The 15,767-nt window shown below is 74.1% G+C and carries 15 protein-coding genes; 2 read left to right on the plus strand and 13 right to left on the minus strand.

Annotated features, from left to right (window positions below; genetic code table 11):
* Window positions 1-245 precede the first annotated feature (245 nt).
* The 4 genes from ACFVUH_RS31425 to ACFVUH_RS31440 form a co-directional block, all read right to left on the minus strand.
* The gene (locus ACFVUH_RS31425; protein WP_387916752.1) at window positions 246-617 is read right to left on the minus strand and encodes a hypothetical protein; all 372 of its coding nucleotides are present in this window, start codon (window positions 615-617) and stop codon (window positions 246-248) included.
* Window positions 618-721: 104 nt separating this feature from the next.
* A complete protein-coding gene (locus ACFVUH_RS31430) occupies window positions 722-877 on the minus strand; it encodes a hypothetical protein (RefSeq protein ID WP_387916754.1) in 156 nt (51 codons plus the stop codon).
* Between the two features lie 259 nt (window positions 878-1,136).
* On the minus strand, window positions 1,137-1,964 hold the full coding sequence (locus ACFVUH_RS31435; protein WP_387916756.1) for a lipase family protein: 828 nt from the start codon (window positions 1,962-1,964) through the stop codon (window positions 1,137-1,139).
* An 840-nt stretch (window positions 1,965-2,804) separates the two neighbouring features.
* Window positions 2,805-3,209, minus strand: coding sequence for a hypothetical protein (locus ACFVUH_RS31440; protein WP_387916758.1), 405 nt, complete (start codon window positions 3,207-3,209; stop codon window positions 2,805-2,807).
* Window positions 3,210-3,527: 318 nt separating this feature from the next.
* Here ACFVUH_RS31440 and ACFVUH_RS31445 point away from each other — a divergent pair, with 318 nt between their 5' ends.
* Window positions 3,528-4,292 carry a sirohydrochlorin chelatase gene (locus ACFVUH_RS31445; protein WP_387916760.1) on the plus strand — a complete coding sequence of 255 codons (765 nt, stop codon included), beginning with the start codon at window positions 3,528-3,530 and terminating at the stop codon, window positions 4,290-4,292.
* Between the two features lie 49 nt (window positions 4,293-4,341).
* Here ACFVUH_RS31445 and ACFVUH_RS31450 read toward each other — a convergent pair whose 3' ends face one another.
* From ACFVUH_RS31450 to ACFVUH_RS31460, 3 genes are all read right to left on the minus strand, one after another.
* On the minus strand, window positions 4,342-5,358 hold the full coding sequence (locus tag ACFVUH_RS31450) for a hypothetical protein (RefSeq protein ID WP_387916762.1): 1,017 nt from the start codon (window positions 5,356-5,358) through the stop codon (window positions 4,342-4,344).
* A complete protein-coding gene (locus ACFVUH_RS31455) occupies window positions 5,340-6,533 on the minus strand; it encodes a hypothetical protein (protein ID WP_387916764.1) in 1,194 nt (397 codons plus the stop codon). Before ACFVUH_RS31455 ends, ACFVUH_RS31450 begins: the two co-directional genes overlap by 19 nt.
* A gap of 136 nt (window positions 6,534-6,669) precedes the next feature.
* Complete coding sequence (locus tag ACFVUH_RS31460; protein ID WP_387916766.1) at window positions 6,670-6,990, minus strand: chaplin family protein; 321 nt, start codon at window positions 6,988-6,990, stop codon at window positions 6,670-6,672.
* A 739-nt stretch (window positions 6,991-7,729) separates the two neighbouring features.
* On the opposite strand from ACFVUH_RS31460, the gene ACFVUH_RS31465 reads away from it, so the two are divergent.
* The gene (locus ACFVUH_RS31465; RefSeq protein WP_387916768.1) at window positions 7,730-8,965 is read left to right on the plus strand and encodes an MFS transporter; all 1,236 of its coding nucleotides are present in this window, start codon (window positions 7,730-7,732) and stop codon (window positions 8,963-8,965) included.
* 73 nt (window positions 8,966-9,038) lie between these two features.
* Here ACFVUH_RS31465 and ACFVUH_RS31470 read toward each other — a convergent pair whose 3' ends face one another.
* From ACFVUH_RS31470 to ACFVUH_RS31495, 6 genes are all read right to left on the minus strand, one after another.
* On the minus strand, window positions 9,039-9,899 hold the full coding sequence (locus ACFVUH_RS31470; RefSeq protein WP_387916770.1) for a helix-turn-helix domain-containing protein: 861 nt from the start codon (window positions 9,897-9,899) through the stop codon (window positions 9,039-9,041).
* A 90-nt stretch (window positions 9,900-9,989) separates the two neighbouring features.
* Window positions 9,990-10,832, minus strand: a complete 843-nt coding sequence (locus ACFVUH_RS31475; RefSeq protein WP_387916772.1) for a class I SAM-dependent methyltransferase — start codon at window positions 10,830-10,832, stop codon at window positions 9,990-9,992.
* Window positions 10,829-12,340, minus strand: coding sequence for a 4-hydroxyphenylacetate 3-hydroxylase family protein (locus tag ACFVUH_RS31480; RefSeq protein ID WP_387916774.1), 1,512 nt, complete (start codon window positions 12,338-12,340; stop codon window positions 10,829-10,831). The genes ACFVUH_RS31475 and ACFVUH_RS31480 overlap by 4 nt, the downstream gene beginning before the upstream one ends.
* The gene (locus ACFVUH_RS31485) at window positions 12,337-12,945 is read right to left on the minus strand and encodes a flavin reductase family protein (protein ID WP_387916776.1); all 609 of its coding nucleotides are present in this window, start codon (window positions 12,943-12,945) and stop codon (window positions 12,337-12,339) included. Before ACFVUH_RS31485 ends, ACFVUH_RS31480 begins: the two co-directional genes overlap by 4 nt.
* Before the next feature lie 5 nt (window positions 12,946-12,950).
* A complete protein-coding gene (gene asnB, locus ACFVUH_RS31490; RefSeq protein ID WP_387916778.1) occupies window positions 12,951-14,783 on the minus strand; it encodes an asparagine synthase (glutamine-hydrolyzing) in 1,833 nt (610 codons plus the stop codon).
* Window positions 14,783-15,538, minus strand: a complete 756-nt coding sequence (locus tag ACFVUH_RS31495) for a hypothetical protein (protein ID WP_387916780.1) — start codon at window positions 15,536-15,538, stop codon at window positions 14,783-14,785. Before ACFVUH_RS31495 ends, asnB begins: the two co-directional genes overlap by 1 nt.
* Window positions 15,539-15,767: the final 229 nt, after the last annotated feature.

The raw sequence follows: 15,767 nt of genomic DNA on the forward strand, positions 1-15,767 counted from the left end.
GGCCTCCCCCCCCCGCCCCCGCCCCCTACCCCCCGTCGCGCCCCCGGGGCGAGACCGCCTCGGGCGGCCCGACACCCGGTGCAGTGTGCCGTCCGTGACGACTGCCGCACCTTGACGTACTCCGCTTCCGCCGTGGCCCGGCGCGGCGCCTGCGCCGGTTCCGCCGCGGCTGCGGCGGTGGCCGCGGCCGTCGGCGCCAGGCGGCGATCGGGTGGCCCAGCCAGGGTCCCCCGTCCGGGACCCTCTCACCGCGCATCACCGGCGAGGCGGGCCCGACCGTGGCGCCGGCGCCCAGTGTCGAGCCCGGCAGCACGATGCTGCAGGTCGCTCTCCGGCAGCCAGTGCGGCTCGCACCAGATCCCGCGGCCGATCTCGGCCCCCAAGCTCCGCGGCCAGAAGTTGAGGTACGGCGTGCCGGTCAGCGTCTGACCGCCCCACGGCATGGCGAGATCCTCCACGAAGGTGTCGTACAGCTCGTTGCGCCGGACGAAGCTGGGCCGGAGCGGGTGCTCGGCGGCCTTGAAGCGTCCGACCAGCAGCCACTTCGCCACCGTGGTGACCAGACGGGCGGCGATCGCGGCGGCGATCAGCACCGCGCCGTCGCGGGCCAGCGTCACGCCACCCCACTCACCCCCAGGGGCCGGGCCACCATTGACCCGTTCGACCTCAGCCGCGGCCTGCTGGCCAAGGGTGGGGCGAACACCTGCCACGTCACCAAGGCCTACGTCGCCCAGTGGACCGACGCCACCCGACAGCGGGGGTCGGTCTTGGCGGAGCCATGCATCCACACGCGCCGCCCGTGCGGGTCGAGGTTGCGGATGCGGGTGTGGTCGATCTCGCCGCTGTGGCCGTCGGCCAGGGCGAGGGCGGCGGTCACAGCGTGGCGGGTGTGCCGGTCGATGAAGGAGGTCTGATGGTGCAGGGTCGGCGGCTTCGATCTAGGTGAGCGGACGGGCGCTTGTGCGGATGCGGGAGGGCAGGTGGATGTCGTGGGCAGGGTCGTGGTCGGTGAGGCGCAGTTCGCGCAGGGTGCGCCAGGCGGACCGCAGGACGGGGCGGCGCAGGGTCTGGGCGGCGAGGGCGACGTCGGTGACATCGCCGTGGCGGCCGCGGCCCGGGGTGGGGGTTGCCTGTGGTCAGCCAGTCTTGGTGAGGTTCTTCTCGAACGCGGCGAGGTAGTTGGGCAGGTGGTGGTCCTTGATGCCGTCGGTCTCGGGGGCGAACATGTCCTGGCGGTAGCCCGTGGCCCGGTCCTTCAGTGCGGAGATGAGCGGCACGGCCTCGTGGAGCTTCCCGTCGGCGTCGAAGTAGCGGAGCGCTTCGACGTGGGTGAAGGCCGGCTCGGGTGGGAGCTGGGGGACGATGTCGTTGTTGTTGACGAAGCGGTAGCAGCGGTTCCTGAAGGCCGCGTTGTGGGCGCCGGCGAGGAGGCGTTCACAGGTGCGGGGTTGGCCGAAGGTGTAGACGCCGTCGGGGAGTTGGCGGGGATCCTCGAAGTACCAGCGGGCTCCGGCCAGCATGGCGAGCGCGCCGCCGAGGCTGTGGCCGGTGAACCAGACGCTCTGCCCGTCGGCGCGCAGTTCCTGGATGGTGTCGCGGATGTCGGGGTAGACGGACTGCAGGGCCTGGTGGAAGCCGTAGTGGACGAAGCCCTTGTTCGCCGGTCCGGGGACTGGCGGGGTGCTGACGTCGGTGAGCCAGTCGTAGATCTTCAGGACCTCGGTGCCCCGGAAGCCGGTGACGATCATGCGGTCGCTGGCCATGGTGTAGGCCTGGGTGTCCTCGATCGGGAACGGCATCTGGTGTGTCGACTCGAAGTGGCGTACCTCGTCGAAGCCCCAGGCGTGGGCCTTGTCCTCGATGCCGGCCCGGTCCAGCATGGCCAGTCCGGCGGCTTGGGCCATCCAGTAGGCGTGGGGGAGGGAGTAGCGGGTCGTTGAGTGGTCCAGGGCAGGGACGGCCATCGGTGTCCTCCGGGAAGCGGGCCAGTGGGTCGCCCAGCAACCTATTCCCGTGTGCGAACGAAGAGGTGGCGTCGGCACCAGAGGTCACCTGGACGGACGCAACCGCCTCGGAGCCCCGATCTGGGCCGGCTGCGAGAGAGCCGTAGCAAGACTCGGAAGCCCTGGTTCGCGACACTGACTGTGGGCTCAGCTCCTGGCGTATTGGGAGGAGCGGCATGGCAGTTGGGTCACTGAACTGGGACCAGGCCAAGGCTCCATCAGGCCCACCCTCAGAGGGGTCGCATGACCTGCGACCACGCATTCGGCGTTCTGACAGTGGGCGAAGCACGTTCCGAGGCTGCTGAAGACGGACCCGCTGAACTGCGGCGATCCGGCCCGAAGGGGTTCTGTTCCAGGAGTTGGTCGGCGGCGGTGGCCTCGACGGGGGGCGTCCTCGCGGCTGAGCAGGACGGCCTGTTGCTCGTGGCCGGTCAGGTTGCCGAGGTCGGCGTTCTCGACGGTGGTGAGCTCGGTGGCGGCCTCGGTGGACTGCTTGCGTTCCTGTTCGCGGTGCCAGCCCTCGGTGTTGTGTTCCAGCGAGTCGGCGGTGCCGGCGGGGTGGGTGCAGGTGCGCCGGGCGGCGTCGGAGAGCTCCGGCCGAGGGTGGCGGCCCCAAGACGATCAACCGCTACGACGACCACAGCCCGACCGTCGCCTTCACCTGGTCCGTGGTCAACCTCCGCAGCTGACACCGCCAGCCCGACACCCCGGTGCTCCCCATCGGCGCACTCCGGTACACAAAGCGGTTGTCCGGCTTGCGCGGGAACGCGGAGCGGGCAGGGCACGGGAGCGGAGGCCCGGTCAGAGGTGTTGGGCGAGGCCGACTCCCAGGGCGATGAGTGCCGCGGCGATCAGGACGGCTCCGGCCCGGGTGAGGTGGGTGCCGGGGGAGGACCGGCCCTCGGCGCCGAGGGCGAGGTGCAGGAAGAAGCCGCCGGACTGGGCGAGCACTCCGGCCAGCAGGAGAATGCCGAAGAGCCATTCGGCCCCGGAGGAGAATTCCGCGCGGGGCAGGTAGAGGAAGTAGGCCAGGGAGAGGACCAGCAGCACGCCGGCGTGGGCGTGCCCGGCGCGGAAGAACCGTTCGCGCAGGGCGGTGAGGGTGCCGTGTTGGACGGCGATCAGCCGCAGCAGGGCGTGCCCGCCGAACTCCACGGTCACCAGTGAGAAGACGGCGATGGTCGGCAGGAGTGTGGACGCTTGCACGGTGGGCCGCCTTCGAGGTGCCGGACAGGGCGAGTGGTCGCAGGCTACGGCGGCACCCGCCGGACTCGCACCGGCCGCGGGCGGACCCCGGTACGGGTCCACCCGGATGCGGGGTGCGAGGAAGGGGACGTGCGGAGGCGAGCGCCCGATGGCGGGAGCGAGGCCTCGGCAGTGTGCCACGGCCAGCGGCTTCGTCCGTTCCCAACGGCTGGTGCAAGCGGCTGTGTCTGCGTGGCGCCACCGAAAAGGCGGCATCACTGACGGTAGCCTTTCCGTCACTTCGATGCAATCGCTCCACATGACGAGGGTGGTACGACCGTGACCGAAGCGATCGAAACACTCCGACCGGTCGCCGAGCCGGCGGCTCCGAGCGCACTGCTCCTGCTGGCGCACGGCAGCCTCGCCCCCGAGGCGCAGGAGTCCACCCGGGCGCTCGCCCGCGGGGTCGGGTCCTCCCTGGGAGGCCGGGTCGAGGTCGCGTTCCTCCGGCACTCCGGCCCCACGGCCCGTCAAGCGCTGGGCACGCTCGCCGGGGCCGGACACGAGCGGGTGGTCGTGGTGCCCCTGCTGCTGACTTCCGCCTTTCACGCTCGGGTGGACCTGCCCAAGGCGCTGTCCGACCCGCCGGCCCGGGCGCCGATCGTGACACCGGTGGTGGGTGGTCCCACCGGCGTGCCCGACGGGCGGTTGGTCGCGGCGCTGCGGCGCCGCCTCGCGGAGCTGGACGTCGAGTTCGACGCGGTGGTGCTGGCGGCGGCGGGCAGTGTCGACGTCGCCGCGTGTTCGGCGGTGACCGCCATGGCGTCCGCGTTGAGCACGGCCCTCGGCCTGCCGTGCCGGGCGGCCTTCGCGTCGACCACCGCACCGACCCCCGGCGAGGCGGTGGAAGCACTGCGCCGTGCCGGGGCCCGCCGGATCGCGGTCGCGTCCTACTGCTTCGCCGCCGGGCTGCTGTTCCGCGTGACCGTCGAGGCGGCGACCGCGGCCGGCGTGGTCGGTGTCTCCCAGCCGTTGGGTGACGCACCCGAACTGATCGAGCTCGTGCTGGAACGCTTCCAGCAGGCAGGTGACACGAAGGCCTGAACGGTGGCGCGTCCGTCCCGCCGGTCGGACCGGCGGGACGGGTACGGGTTCACCGGGATGCGGGGCGCGAGGACGCCGGTGCGCCGGTGCGCCGAGGGCCGAGGGTGTGAACGGCTTCGTCGGGCTGGGGAGGCAGGAGGTCGCCGTGATGCTGCTGGAGGAGGCGTTCGTGCTCGGGGCTGAAGTGCGTGCGCCAGACGCCGACGGGGAGTTCGTCGCTCTCGGGCTCGGGCTCGGGCAGTGCGGCGAGGGCTGCGGCCGGGGCGGGATGGCCGACGGCGGCGAGCAGCCGGTGCAGGGCACGGTCTCGGGCTTCGGCGGTGCCGCCGTGGGCGGCGCCGGCGAGTTCTTCGTGGGTGAGCACGAAGACGGCGGGATGGCGCAGCAGCCACTGGCAGCGGCGGGCCTCGCGCAGACCGGGGAAGCCGGGGTCGGTGAGGGCGAGGGTGATCCTGGCGTCCATGGTGGGCAGGGCACTGACGATGTCGCGGTAGACGAGGTGGTCGGGCAGGGAGCCGACGCGGCCGGCGGGCTGGGAGAGCAGGCGGATCTGCTCGATGATCCGGTCGCGTACGTCGCGGTGGTGGTAGACGATCGGCGGTCGTGCGGTGGCGTGCCAGGCGCGCAGGAAGCCGGCGTCGGCTCGTTCCAGGTCCAGGCTGTTGACGTACCAGCAGCCGCGGCCCGGCAGCAGGCGGGGCAGTTCGCTGTCGGGGACGCGGGACAGGCGGCTTTCGAGGACGGGGTCGACGGGTGAGGCGGCGGTGACCGGTTGGCCCAGGCGAGTCCACCACACCCGCCACAGGGCGGTCACCGCCGGCTGGAAGGCGGCCTCCAGCTCGGTCCGGTCGTCGCGCTGCCGCAGCAGCAGCCGTCCGGCCTTCTCCTGGCCGTAGGCGGCTCGGAGCAGACGGGAGGCCTCGCCGGGGCCGGGCCGGTCACCGCCGTCGTGCTGGACGCCGCTCATGGTGCCGTAGGGGGTGTAGCCGAGTGCGGTGGTGGTGCGGGCCAGCAGCGGTGTGCCGCTGCCGCGCGGCGAGACGACGATCAGCTGGGGCGCGGACATGGGAGGTCTCCCGGGGGCGAGGAGGTGACGTGTGGCGTGTTCGCGGAGGTGAGGAGGAGATCCTCGTAGGTGTGGTGGCGGCGGGTGGTGACGCGCTCGTGCAGCAGGGTGGCCGCGCGGGCGTGCTCGCCGGTGTCGATCAGGGCGCGGGCCAGGGTGTCCTGGACGATCTCGCGTTCCACCCGCACCCCGCCGATCCGTTCCACCTGTGCTCCCAGGCGGGTCAGCAGGTCGACGGCCGCCTGTGGGCGGCCCGCGGTCACGTGGGAGAGGGCCTGGACGACCGGGGCGAGGACGTCGCTGTAGTCGGGGCGCTCGTCGCCGGCGGCCCGACGGGCCAGGGCCTCAAGGTCGTCGGCGGCCGACTCGACGGCCAGGGCCAGGGCCAGGTTGAACGTGTGGAAGACCTCCGCCATTCCGCCCGGTCCGGCCAACAGGCCCCGTACGTGGTCGAGGTCGCAGCGGCCGGCGGGCTGCTGCCCGGCCAGCAGCAGGCGCCAGTTCGTCGCCGACCGCATCCCCACGTCCGCGTGGCCCAGGACCTCGTCGGCCCGGCGGCGCGCGTCCGTGAAGTCCCCGCACGCCAGCGACTGCAGGGCGGCGTGCCAGTTCAGGTGCTTGACCTGGATCGCCTGCGGGTCCTCTGCCAGCCACCGGTCGAGGAACGCGGTGGACGCGGGACCGGCCCCCAGCTCGTGCTCGGCGTGCGCGCGGGCGTGAGCGGCCAGTCCGGCGCGCGGACACCGGGCCAGGGCCTGCTCGGCCAGGTCGAGGGCCTCCTCCGCTCGGCCCTGCTCCGCCCGCGTCCACGCCAGCCTGCCCGTCCACGCCCAGCTGTCCGCACCGGCCAGGGCGTACTGCCGCTCGGCCAGCGCATCGCCGTGTGTCCGGTAGCCGGCGTCCCCGCAGGCGTGGAAGGCGTCCAGCAGCAGCGAGGCCACCTCGTCCCCGGGCCAGCGCGCGAAGTGCGCCACCAGGTGATCGGCCGTCAGCCGGAACTGCCGGTGGGAGTACAGGAAGACGCCGTACACCAGACTCGCCGACCGGGCGTCGGCCGCCCGCGCGTCCCGGTAGGCGACCACCAACTCCTCCCGCAACGCCTCGTCGCTCCGGCCTCCGCCGGTCGCCAGCGCCAGCATGGCCCGCGCCACGCCCAGCCGCGGACACTCGGCCACCCACTCCCGCAGCAATGGCGCCGCGCGCCCGCTCAGAGCCGCCAACTCCCGTAGCGCTGCGTCCTCCAGCGACACACCCGCCACCCCGGGACCGGCCACGACACCACCCGCCTCGCACAACGCCGGGCCCGCCGGGTCAGACGCTGGACATGAACACGGCCGTACAGACGATCCCGCTGCTTCCGCAATGGTTGCGGGGCAGGTCCAGTGGCAGGCCGAGCTGGTTGCCGCTCGCCGTCCCGCTGTCGGCGACGGTGCCCCCGGTGGCCTGCGCGCCGCCGTGGTTCACACAGGAGTTGCCGAACACGGCGTTGCCCACGCCGACGATGTCGGCGTGCGCGGCGCCGGCCGGGACCAGCGCGGCCCCAACGGCCGTACCCAGCACCGCCATCCGCTTGCCCACCGCCCGCGCACCGCTGTCCACGGCCTGGCGCCCCTCACCCGTCGGCATGCTCATCGCGCTCCTTCCTCGCACGACCCCCGGCGAAAGCCGGTGCCCGCGCAGACCGCGCCCCGGGCAACCACCCGGGGCCACGGCCTGGTAAACGACGGAACCGCGCTCCGGATGCGCACCGTCGAGGGGGGCGCCACCGGCTCAGGGACCATCGGGCCGCCGCGCGGACCGTGTGGCGGCCACAGCCGCATCAACCGCCGAGCAGCCCGGCGGGCTGCCACCGGCCGTCGGTGAGCAGAGGGAGGTCAGGGGCCTGGTGCACGCCGGCCAGGACATCCATGGCGGCGGCGCGTACGAAGGAGTCGGCACGGCGCCGCCCCGCGCTCCCGGGGACTGCGGTGGGGGATCTCCCGGTACCAGTGCCTCCGGCGCCACGTGGCGTGGACGTTGACAAGGGTCCTGCGGGCATAGGCCGCAGGGTTGTCCCACGTATCGGAACGCCCCCAGGACATGCAGATCCGCAGCAAGGCGCTCTGAGCCAAGTCCTGGGCGGCGCGGCACGGCTTCACCGTGCTGCGCACCACCCGGACCCCGTGGCCGGGCCCGCCGCACGGCTGCCGCGCCGTCACCACCATGCAGCGGCCGGTGCCGCAGCCGGGGGCCCGCGGGCCGGTGAGGCGGTGGCTGTGAGTGGGGGTCACAGGATGAACGGGCGACTGGTTGGCGGGGCGGCCGGGGGACAGGATGGCCGGGCTGCGCGGCATTTCCTGTCCCTGTGTCACCCCGAAGGCAGTGATCATCCTTGACCAGTACCTCCGCTACCTCCGCAGCCCCGCCCGGTGAGGGTGCGGCCTCGTTCGACCGGTTGCGTTACGCGGGCGTCTTCGTGCTGCTGTTCCTGTTCGGCACCGAGACCTTCCTGGTCTCGCCGCTGCTGCCGACCATCGCGGACTCGATCAAGGTCAGCGAGGCGGCCGCCGCGTCCAGCGTCACCGCGTACGTGCTGGTCTACGCGGTGTTCGCGCCCTTCCTCGGCCTGCTCAGCGACCGCTTCGGGCGCCGCCGCACGCTGGTGGCCGGGACGGTGCTGTTCGTGCTCTCCAATGTCGGGGCCGCCGTCTCCAGCGATCTGGCGGGCCTGGTGCTCTCCCGGGCGCTGGCCGGGCTGGCTGCCGCCGCGGCCGGGCCGGCGATCTGGGCGCACATCGCCGAGACCGCCCCCGACGCCGTCCGGGGCCGGGCGCTGGGTCTGGGCATGGCGCTGTTCTCCTGCGGCCAGTTGATCGGCGTCCCGCTGGGCGGGTTCCTGGCCGGGGCGGCGGGCTGGCGGTCGGCGTTCTGGGCGCTGGCCGTCGGTACGGCGCTGGCCGTGCCGCTGCTGCTGCGGCAGGTTCCGGCGGGCGACCCGGCGGCGGAGCGGCCGGCCTCCGGCGGGGCCGTCCGGGCGTTGCTGGCGGGCTGGGGCGACCCGGTGTTGCGGCGGGCGCTGCTGGTGAACACCGTCTTCAACGCCGCCAACCTGGGGGCGTTCACCTTTCTCGGGGTGGTGCTGGTGCAGCGCTTCGACCTCTCGGTGCAGGCGCTCGGCCTGGTCGGCGTGCTGGTCGGCGCGGGCAGTGTGGCCGGTTCGCTGCTCGGGGGGCGGCTGGGCGACCGGGCCCGCGCCGCCGGGCGGCACAACCTGCCGCTGCTGCCGGTCTGGGGCGCGCTGCTGGCGCTCGGCATCCTGCTCACGGTCGAGGGGCCGGGCCTGGTGGTGGCGCTGGTGGGCGTGGTCGTCTGGTTCGTGGCCAGCGGCGGCTTCGTGACGGACCAGCAGACCCTGGCCGGCACGGTCGCCCCCGAGCTGCGGGCCACCTCCAGCGCCTGGCTGACCTCCACCATGTACGCGGGCACCGGGCTGGGTGCCTGGGCGATCGGGGCCTACGGCGACGCGGCGGACAGCACGCCGGTGGTCGGCACGGTGCTGGCGGTGGTGGCCGCGGCCGGGGCCCTGCTGGTCAGCGCCTCGCTGCGGAACCGGCAGGTGGCCGGCTGAGCGGCGCCGGAGGGGAGCACCGAAGCCCGTACGGGGTTCCGTACGGGCTTCGGCGTGTGCCGGGGCGGTGCGGTCAGCCCGCCTGCTGGACGGGCAGCGGGCGCAGCGGGCGGTCCACCAGGCCGGTCATCCGGCTGCGGTCCTCGGCGGCGACCGGGGTGAAGAGCAGCACCAGGGCGGAGGGGTCGTCCACCGGGTGGAAGGAGGAGAGCGAGAGCCGGACGGGCCCGACGCCGGCCGGCTCCACGGTGACCGTGCGGGCGGTCAGTTCGGCCACCGAGTGGCAGCCCCACCAGTGGCGCAGCTCCGGTGCGTCCTGGTCGAGCCGGCGGTACAGCTCGCCGGTGCGCGGGTCGGCGAGGGCCGGGCCGGCCTGGGCGCGGAAGTGCTGGAAGACGTTCATGGCCAGCGGCTCCCAGTCGTGCAGCACACCGCGCAGCCGGCGGTCGGCCGCCATCAGCCACATCAGGTTGCGCCGGTCGGCGGGGACGGCCTCGGGCGGGCCCCAGAGCGCGGCCCAGGCGGCGTTCCAGCCGAGCAGGTCGAAGTGGCGGTCCAGCAGCACGGCCGGGCTGGCCGGCCAGGAGTCCAGCACCGGCTGGACGGCGCCGGCCAGCCGGGCGGCGGCGCCGTCCGCCGGGGCGGCCGGCTCGTGGTAGCCGGCCAGCCGCATGGCGTGCCGCAGCCCGGCCGCGTCCAGCCGCAGCGCCCGGGTGACCGCCTCCAGGACCTGCCGGGAGGCGGTCACCCGGCCCTGCTCCAGCCAGGTGTACCAGGCCAGCCCGACCCCCGAGAGCGAGGCCACCTCCTCCCTGCGCAGGCCCGGGGTGCGGCGGCGCGCGGTGGACCGCAGGCCGACGTCGGCGGGCTTGAGCTGCTCGCGGTGGGCGCGAAGGAAAGCGCCGAGTTCCTGGCCGGCGAGGGGAGGTGACATGGCGTTGGCTCCTCGGGGGGCGGGGCTGCGTCGTACCTCAGACTAGAGCGGCAGCCGTACGGGCGGGTCGCGCCCGGTGGCGCGGGTGGATCAGCGCGGTGCCAACCGCCAGAGCCGTACCGGCATGTGGCTCACCCAGCCGCGTTCGGCCTGGCGGCGGGCGGCGCTCTCGCCGACGGCCGTGAAGAAGGCGGGCCGCAGGGCGGGGGCCACCAGCCGGCTGTAGTAGTCGCCGAAGGTGGCCGCGTGGAAGTGCTCGTACTGGGCGGCGTCCCGGACGGTGACCACGGCGTCCCGCTCCAGGTACGACTCCACGGTGAAGAACTCGCCGAGCAGTTCGGCCAGGTCCTCGACCGTACGCGTCCGGGTGGCGATCGGCAGCACCTCGCCCTCGCTGAACACCTGCGGCACCAGGGCGGGTTCGGTGCCGGTCGCGATCAGCGCGTCGCGGACGATCTCGTCCTCGCCGCCGAGCCCGTGGGCGTCCCGGGCGGGGTGGTAGGTGGTGAGCAGGAAGCGGCCGTCGGGGGCCAGCCGGTCGGCCACCCAGCGGAAGACGCGGTGCTCCACCGGGTACAGCCAGTGCAGCACCGAGGTCATGGTGACGACGTCGGCCCGGACGTCCAGCGGCTTCGGATCGGTCAGGTCGGCCCGGTGCAGGACGGTGCGGCCGGGGAAGCGGGCCAGCCGCTCGGTGGCCTCGGCCATCCGGTGCTCGGAGCGCTCCAGGCCGACGGCGAGCCGCAGCGAGGGGTGGCGGTCGAGGGCGGTCTCCAGCAGCTGGCCGATGCCGCTGCCGAGGTCGACCAGGGTCTGCGGGCTGCCGGTGACCTGGTCGAGGACCCAGTCGCGGTCCTGGACCTGGCGCAGCCGGCTGGCGTCGGCGTAGCCGGCCAGCGTGCCGGCCTGGATCTCGATGGCGGATGCGGTCACTGCCGGGCCTCCTCGGGGTCGGTGCCGGCCGCGGTGGCGGCGTGCGGCTCGGGGGCGGTGTCGATCAGGCGCAGCAGCCGTTCGCGGGTGCTGCTCTGGTCGTAGCGGTTGAAGATGTTGATCCGGTTGCGGGCGAGGTCGCCGCGGTGGACGTACTCGTAGAGGTCCTGGCGCTGGCCGAAGCCGTCGCCGGTCAGCTCCCAGGCCAGCCTGAACAGGCGGGACTTGTGCTCGGCGTCGATGTCCTTGCCGCGCATGTAGCGGTCGATGTGCGGGCGCAGCCGGGGGTTGGCGAGGTCGCCGGCGGTGGGCTGCATCAGCAGGCCGGAGGCGCCGATCTTCCGGACGATCTCCACCGCGCTCGCCGCCACCTCGGCGGACCAGACCCGGCTGGCGGCGGTGTCTCCCGGGGCCAGCAGCCCGCTGTCGGTGACCCGGGCGCGGGCCTCGGCGGCGTCCAGGAAGTACTCGGTCAGCTCCGCGTACCCGGCCAGCCGGCCCAGGTCCTCCTGGATGTTGCGGAAGCCCTTCACCCCGATCGACTCGGCGACCAGGGTGGCGGTGGCCAGCAGGGTGCGCAGCCGCTCCCGGTAGCGGACGTGGCCGATGTAGGCGCTCCACGCGTTGATCCGGCCCAGGCCCACCCGGGCCAGCTCGCCGTCGCGCAGCAGGAAGACGCGGTCCCAGGGCACCAGCACGTCGTCGAAGAACAGCATCGCGTCCTGCTCGTCGTACTTGGCGCCGAGCGGGTGGTCGTGGCCCCACGGGGTGCTGCCCAGCGGCTCCCGGCAGAGGGTGACCAGGCCGGGGGTGTTCAGCGGCAGCGCGAACCAGACCACGAACTGCTCGCCGCGCCGCTGGGTGAAGGAGGCGGAGAGGTAGACCAGCACCTCGTGGGCCAGCGGGGCGAGGGTGGTGAGCTGCTTGGCGCCGCGCACCACGATGCCGCGCTCGTTCTCCTCCAGGACGCGCAGGGCGAGGTCGGGCTCCTCCACCGGATCGGCGGAGCGGTCGATCTGCGGGTCGCCGAGCGCGTGCGAGAGGACGAGGTCGTTGTCGGCGCAGTGCCGGTACCAGGCCTCCGCGTTGGCGCCGAACCGCTCGTCGTTCCGGGCCAGTTGGTGGCGGAAGTCGTAGACGCCGAGCGCGATGGAGGCCATGAAGGAGGGCGAGCGGCCGTGCTGGCCCAGCGCCTCGGCGTGCCAGAACTCGGCGCTGCGGCGCTGGAGGCGCAAGTCCTCCAGGGTGCGCGGCGGGGCGTAGGCGCGGGCGATCCGGCGGCCGGTGTCCGGGTCCTGCACGGTCAGCAGGGAGCGGTGCTCGGGGTCGTGCTGGAGGTCGAGCAGCCGGGCCAGCTCCAGGGCGGCGGGGCGGAAGGCGGGGTGCTCGGCCGGGTTGGCGACGCGCTTGCCGTCCAGGTAGAGCTCGCGGCCGTCGTCGAGTTCGGCCAGGTACCGCTCGCCGGTGAGCAGTCCCCGTCCGGTGGCCGGCGTGTCCAGCAGGGTCATGCGGTGGCTCCTGTCGAAGTCATGGTCGGGGCGTCGGTGGGCTGCTTGTCGGTGGGCTGTTTGTCGGTGCGGGCGGGTGCGGGACCGGTGAGGGCCGGATCGGTGAGCGGGTCGGCCAGGGCGCGGTAGCGGCCGTCGTGGTACAGCAGCGGCTCGCCCGGGGCGCCGTCGGTGGCGACCACCTCGCCGACCAGCAGGGCGTGGTCGCCGCCGGGCAGGATCGCGTGCAGCCGGCAGTCGAACCAGGCCAGGCAGTGGTCGACCACCGGCGCGCCGGTGACCTCCAGCCGCATCGGCACGGTGGTGAACATGCCGAGCGCCCGGCCCGCGCCCGGGGTGGCGAAGCGGCGTCCGACGGCCTCCTGGCGGGCGCTCAGCACCGAGACCGCGAACCGGCCGGAGTCCCGGACGGCCGCCGCCAGCGGGCTGTGGGCGGCCACCGCCACGCTGACCAGCGGCGGGTCCAGGGAGAGCGTGCCGAAGGAGGAGACCGTCTTGGCGAAGACCTCGTCGCCGTCCCGGGCGGTGAGCACCGCGACCCCGGTCGTCCAGTGGCGGGCGGCCGCCCGGACGTCCTGCGGCTCCACCGGCCGGTGCCTGCGCACGGGGCTCATCGGAGCGCCACCCGGTACGCGCGCAGCCACTCGTCCAGCTGCACCAGGTGGTCCAGGCCGCCGACCGGGTTGGGCGCGGTGCGGGGGCTCGGCAGCGGCCGGCCCTCGGCCAGCAGCCGGCGTACGGCGGCCCGGTCCACCAGGTCGAAGACCGGTGCCTGCGGGTCGGCCAGCAGGGCTTGCGCCCGCTCGGTCAGCACCTCCGTGTAGTGGACGGCCGGGGTGGACGGGTAGCCGCTCTTCGGCCGGTCCGCCACCTGCGGCGGCAGCAGGTCCCGGACGGCGTCCCGCAGCAGGCCCTTCGGTCTGCCCTCCGGTGCCTTCAACGCCCAGGGCACGTTCCACAGGTACTCCACCAGCCGGTGGTCGCAGAACGGCACCCGGACCTCCAGGCCGACCGACATCGACACCCGGTCCACCCGGTCCAGCAGCGGCGGCAGCCAGCGGGTCAGCGCCAGGTGGAACACCTCGCGCACCCGGGCGTCCGCCGCCGACTCGTGGGCCAGGCGCGGGACTTCGGCGATCGAGTCGCGGTAGGCCGCGGCGGTGTACTCGGCCGGGCGGACCTCGGCCGCCACCTCCGCGCGCAGCAGGTCGGCCGGGGTGGCGCGGCCGTGCAGCCAGGGGAAGGTGCCGGAGGCCAGCGCCGCCGCGTCGTGGAAGTACGGGTAGCCGCCGAAGATCTCGTCGGCCGCCTCGCCGGACAGCGCCACCGTGGAACGCCGGCGCACCTCGCGGAACAGCAGGTGCAGCGAGGCGTCCATCTCGCCCCAGCCCGGCCGGTCGCGGGCCGCCAGCACCACGTCCCGGGCGGGCAGCAGGTCGTCGTCCGGCACCAGGACGGCCGTGTGCAGCGTGCCGATGTGCTCGGCGGCGGCCTGCACGTACGGTGCGTCCAGGGTGGTGCGCCAGGCGTCCGGGGTGCGGTCGGCGCTGCCGGGGAAGTCCACCGAGAAGCTGGTGATCTTGCCCTGGCCGGACCGCTCCCGGGCGATCGCGGCCAGCGCGGTGATGGCGCTGGAGTCCACCCCGCCGGACAGCAGGGTGCAGAGCGGCACATCGCTCAGCAACTGCCGCTCCACCGCGTCCGCCAGCAGCTCCCTGACCGTCGCCCGGGTGCGCTCCGGAGAGTCCTCGTGCGGGCGCGACTCCAGCCGCCAGTACCGGACCTCGGTGGTCGCCGACCTGGTCACCCGTACCAGCCGGCCCGGCCGGACCTCGTTCAGCCCCCGGAAGAGCCCGTGGCCGGCGGTCGGGGCGGCGGGCAGCGCGAAGAGCTCGGCCACGCCCTGGGCGTCCAGCTCGGCGCGGAACAGCGGATTGGCCAGCAGCGCCTTCGGCTCGGAGCCGAACAGCACCCCCGAGCGGTGGGCGTGCCAGTAGAGCGGCTTGATCCCCAGGTGGTCCCGGACCAGCAGCAGTTCCTCATCGCGGGCGTTCCACAGGGCGTAGGCGAAGATTCCGTTGAAGCGCTCGGGGGCGGCGGCGCCCCACTGGAGATGCGCGCGCAGCAGCACCTCGGTGTCCGAGTCCGTCCGGAAGACGTGCCCGTGGGCCTCCAACTCCCGCCGCAGCTCGCGGTGGTTGTACAGCTCGCCGTTGTAGCCCAGGACGACCTGCGGGGCGTGCGGGGCGTCCGCCAGCGGCTGCACGCCGCCGTCCAGGTCGATCACCGACAGCCGGCGGTGGCCCAGCGCGAGGTGCCGGGACAGCCACACCCCCTCGGCGTCCGGGCCCCGGCACACCAGGGTGCGGGTCATCTCCCGGACCGTCCGCTCCTCGCGGCGCAGGTCCGCCTCCCAGTCCAGCCAGCCTGTCACACCGCACATCACGCCTCCTGGCGGGGGTCGGAATCGGAAGGGGCCGAGGCCTCCCAGCGGCAGCCGTGGCCCGTCGGGCCGCTCAGCAGCCGGACGGCCGGGCGGAAGCCCTTGGCGCGGATGTTGGAGGACACCGCCTCCGTGCAGTACGTGCAGGGGGAGGCCAGGGTGAGGCGGACACCGGAGCGGCGGGCCTGCTCGCGGTAGTCCCAGATGGCGCAGTGGGTGATGGTCAGCGCGGAGTGCTCCGCAGGGCCCCGGCCGGTGCTGTGGTCCTCGTCGAACTCGTAGTCGGAGCCGTAAAGTTCGGCCTGGCGGGCGAGGCGGTGCATCGGGTCGGCGGCGCCGCGGCCGTAGTCCGGCTCCACCTCGCGGTGCACCTCGGCGTTCGACCGGGCCCACTCGGCGAGCACCGGCTCGCCGTACCGGGACACCAGGAAGCGCTCCATCAGCGCCTGGCCCCGGAAGAACACCCGCTGCCACTCGGGCGCGCCGGCCGAACCCTCCTCGGGGAGGTCCGCGAACACGGCGGACTGCAGGGCGAACCAGTCGGTCAGGTGGACCTCGTCCCCACGGGACACCAGGAACCTGGTCAGGCCGGCCTCGGCCTCGTGCAGGCGGCGGCGCCACAGCGCCGAACGCTCGGCGTCCGACATCGAACGGTACGGGGACGGGGGCAGCTCGGGCGGCAGACCGGGGCCGGCCACCGGCAGAACGGCGGTGGCCGGCGCGGGCGGTACGGCACCCTCGGGCGGAATGCTCAACGGGTCACTCCCTTCGGCGGATCGCGGTGTCGCAACCGTATGAAGGGGAGTGGTGGGGGGAGTAGCCCCGAACGGACCCACTGGTGGCGACGATCGGAGACCGGGAGTGCGCCGAAGGTCGCCCTCGGGGGCGTGCGGTGGCTGGGGCGGGAGCGGGGCGGGTGGGGGGTGTGGGCGGGTCGGGTGCGGGTCGGGGGCCCGGTGCTGCGCGCGGTTCCCCGCGGCCCTG

The sequence above is a fragment of the Kitasatospora sp. NPDC058032 genome (genome assembly GCF_042885845.1).
Lineage (GTDB): Bacteria > Actinomycetota > Actinomycetes > Streptomycetales > Streptomycetaceae > Kitasatospora.

Coding starts and splice junctions, on each gene's coding strand:
- ACFVUH_RS31435 (WP_387916756.1), bottom strand. CDS start 1,964: ATGGCCGTCCCTGCCCTGGACCACTCAACGACCCGCTACTCCCTCCCC.
- ACFVUH_RS31450 (WP_387916762.1), bottom strand. CDS start 5,358: ATGTCCGCGCCCCAGCTGATCGTCGTCTCGCCGCGCGGCAGCGGCACA.
- ACFVUH_RS31460 (WP_387916766.1), bottom strand. CDS start 6,990: ATGAGCATGCCGACGGGTGAGGGGCGCCAGGCCGTGGACAGCGGTGCG.
- ACFVUH_RS31470 (WP_387916770.1), bottom strand. CDS start 9,899: ATGTCACCTCCCCTCGCCGGCCAGGAACTCGGCGCTTTCCTTCGCGCC.
- ACFVUH_RS31480 (WP_387916774.1), bottom strand. CDS start 12,340: ATGACCCTGCTGGACACGCCGGCCACCGGACGGGGACTGCTCACCGGC.
- asnB (WP_387916778.1), bottom strand. CDS start 14,783: ATGTGCGGTGTGACAGGCTGGCTGGACTGGGAGGCGGACCTGCGCCGC.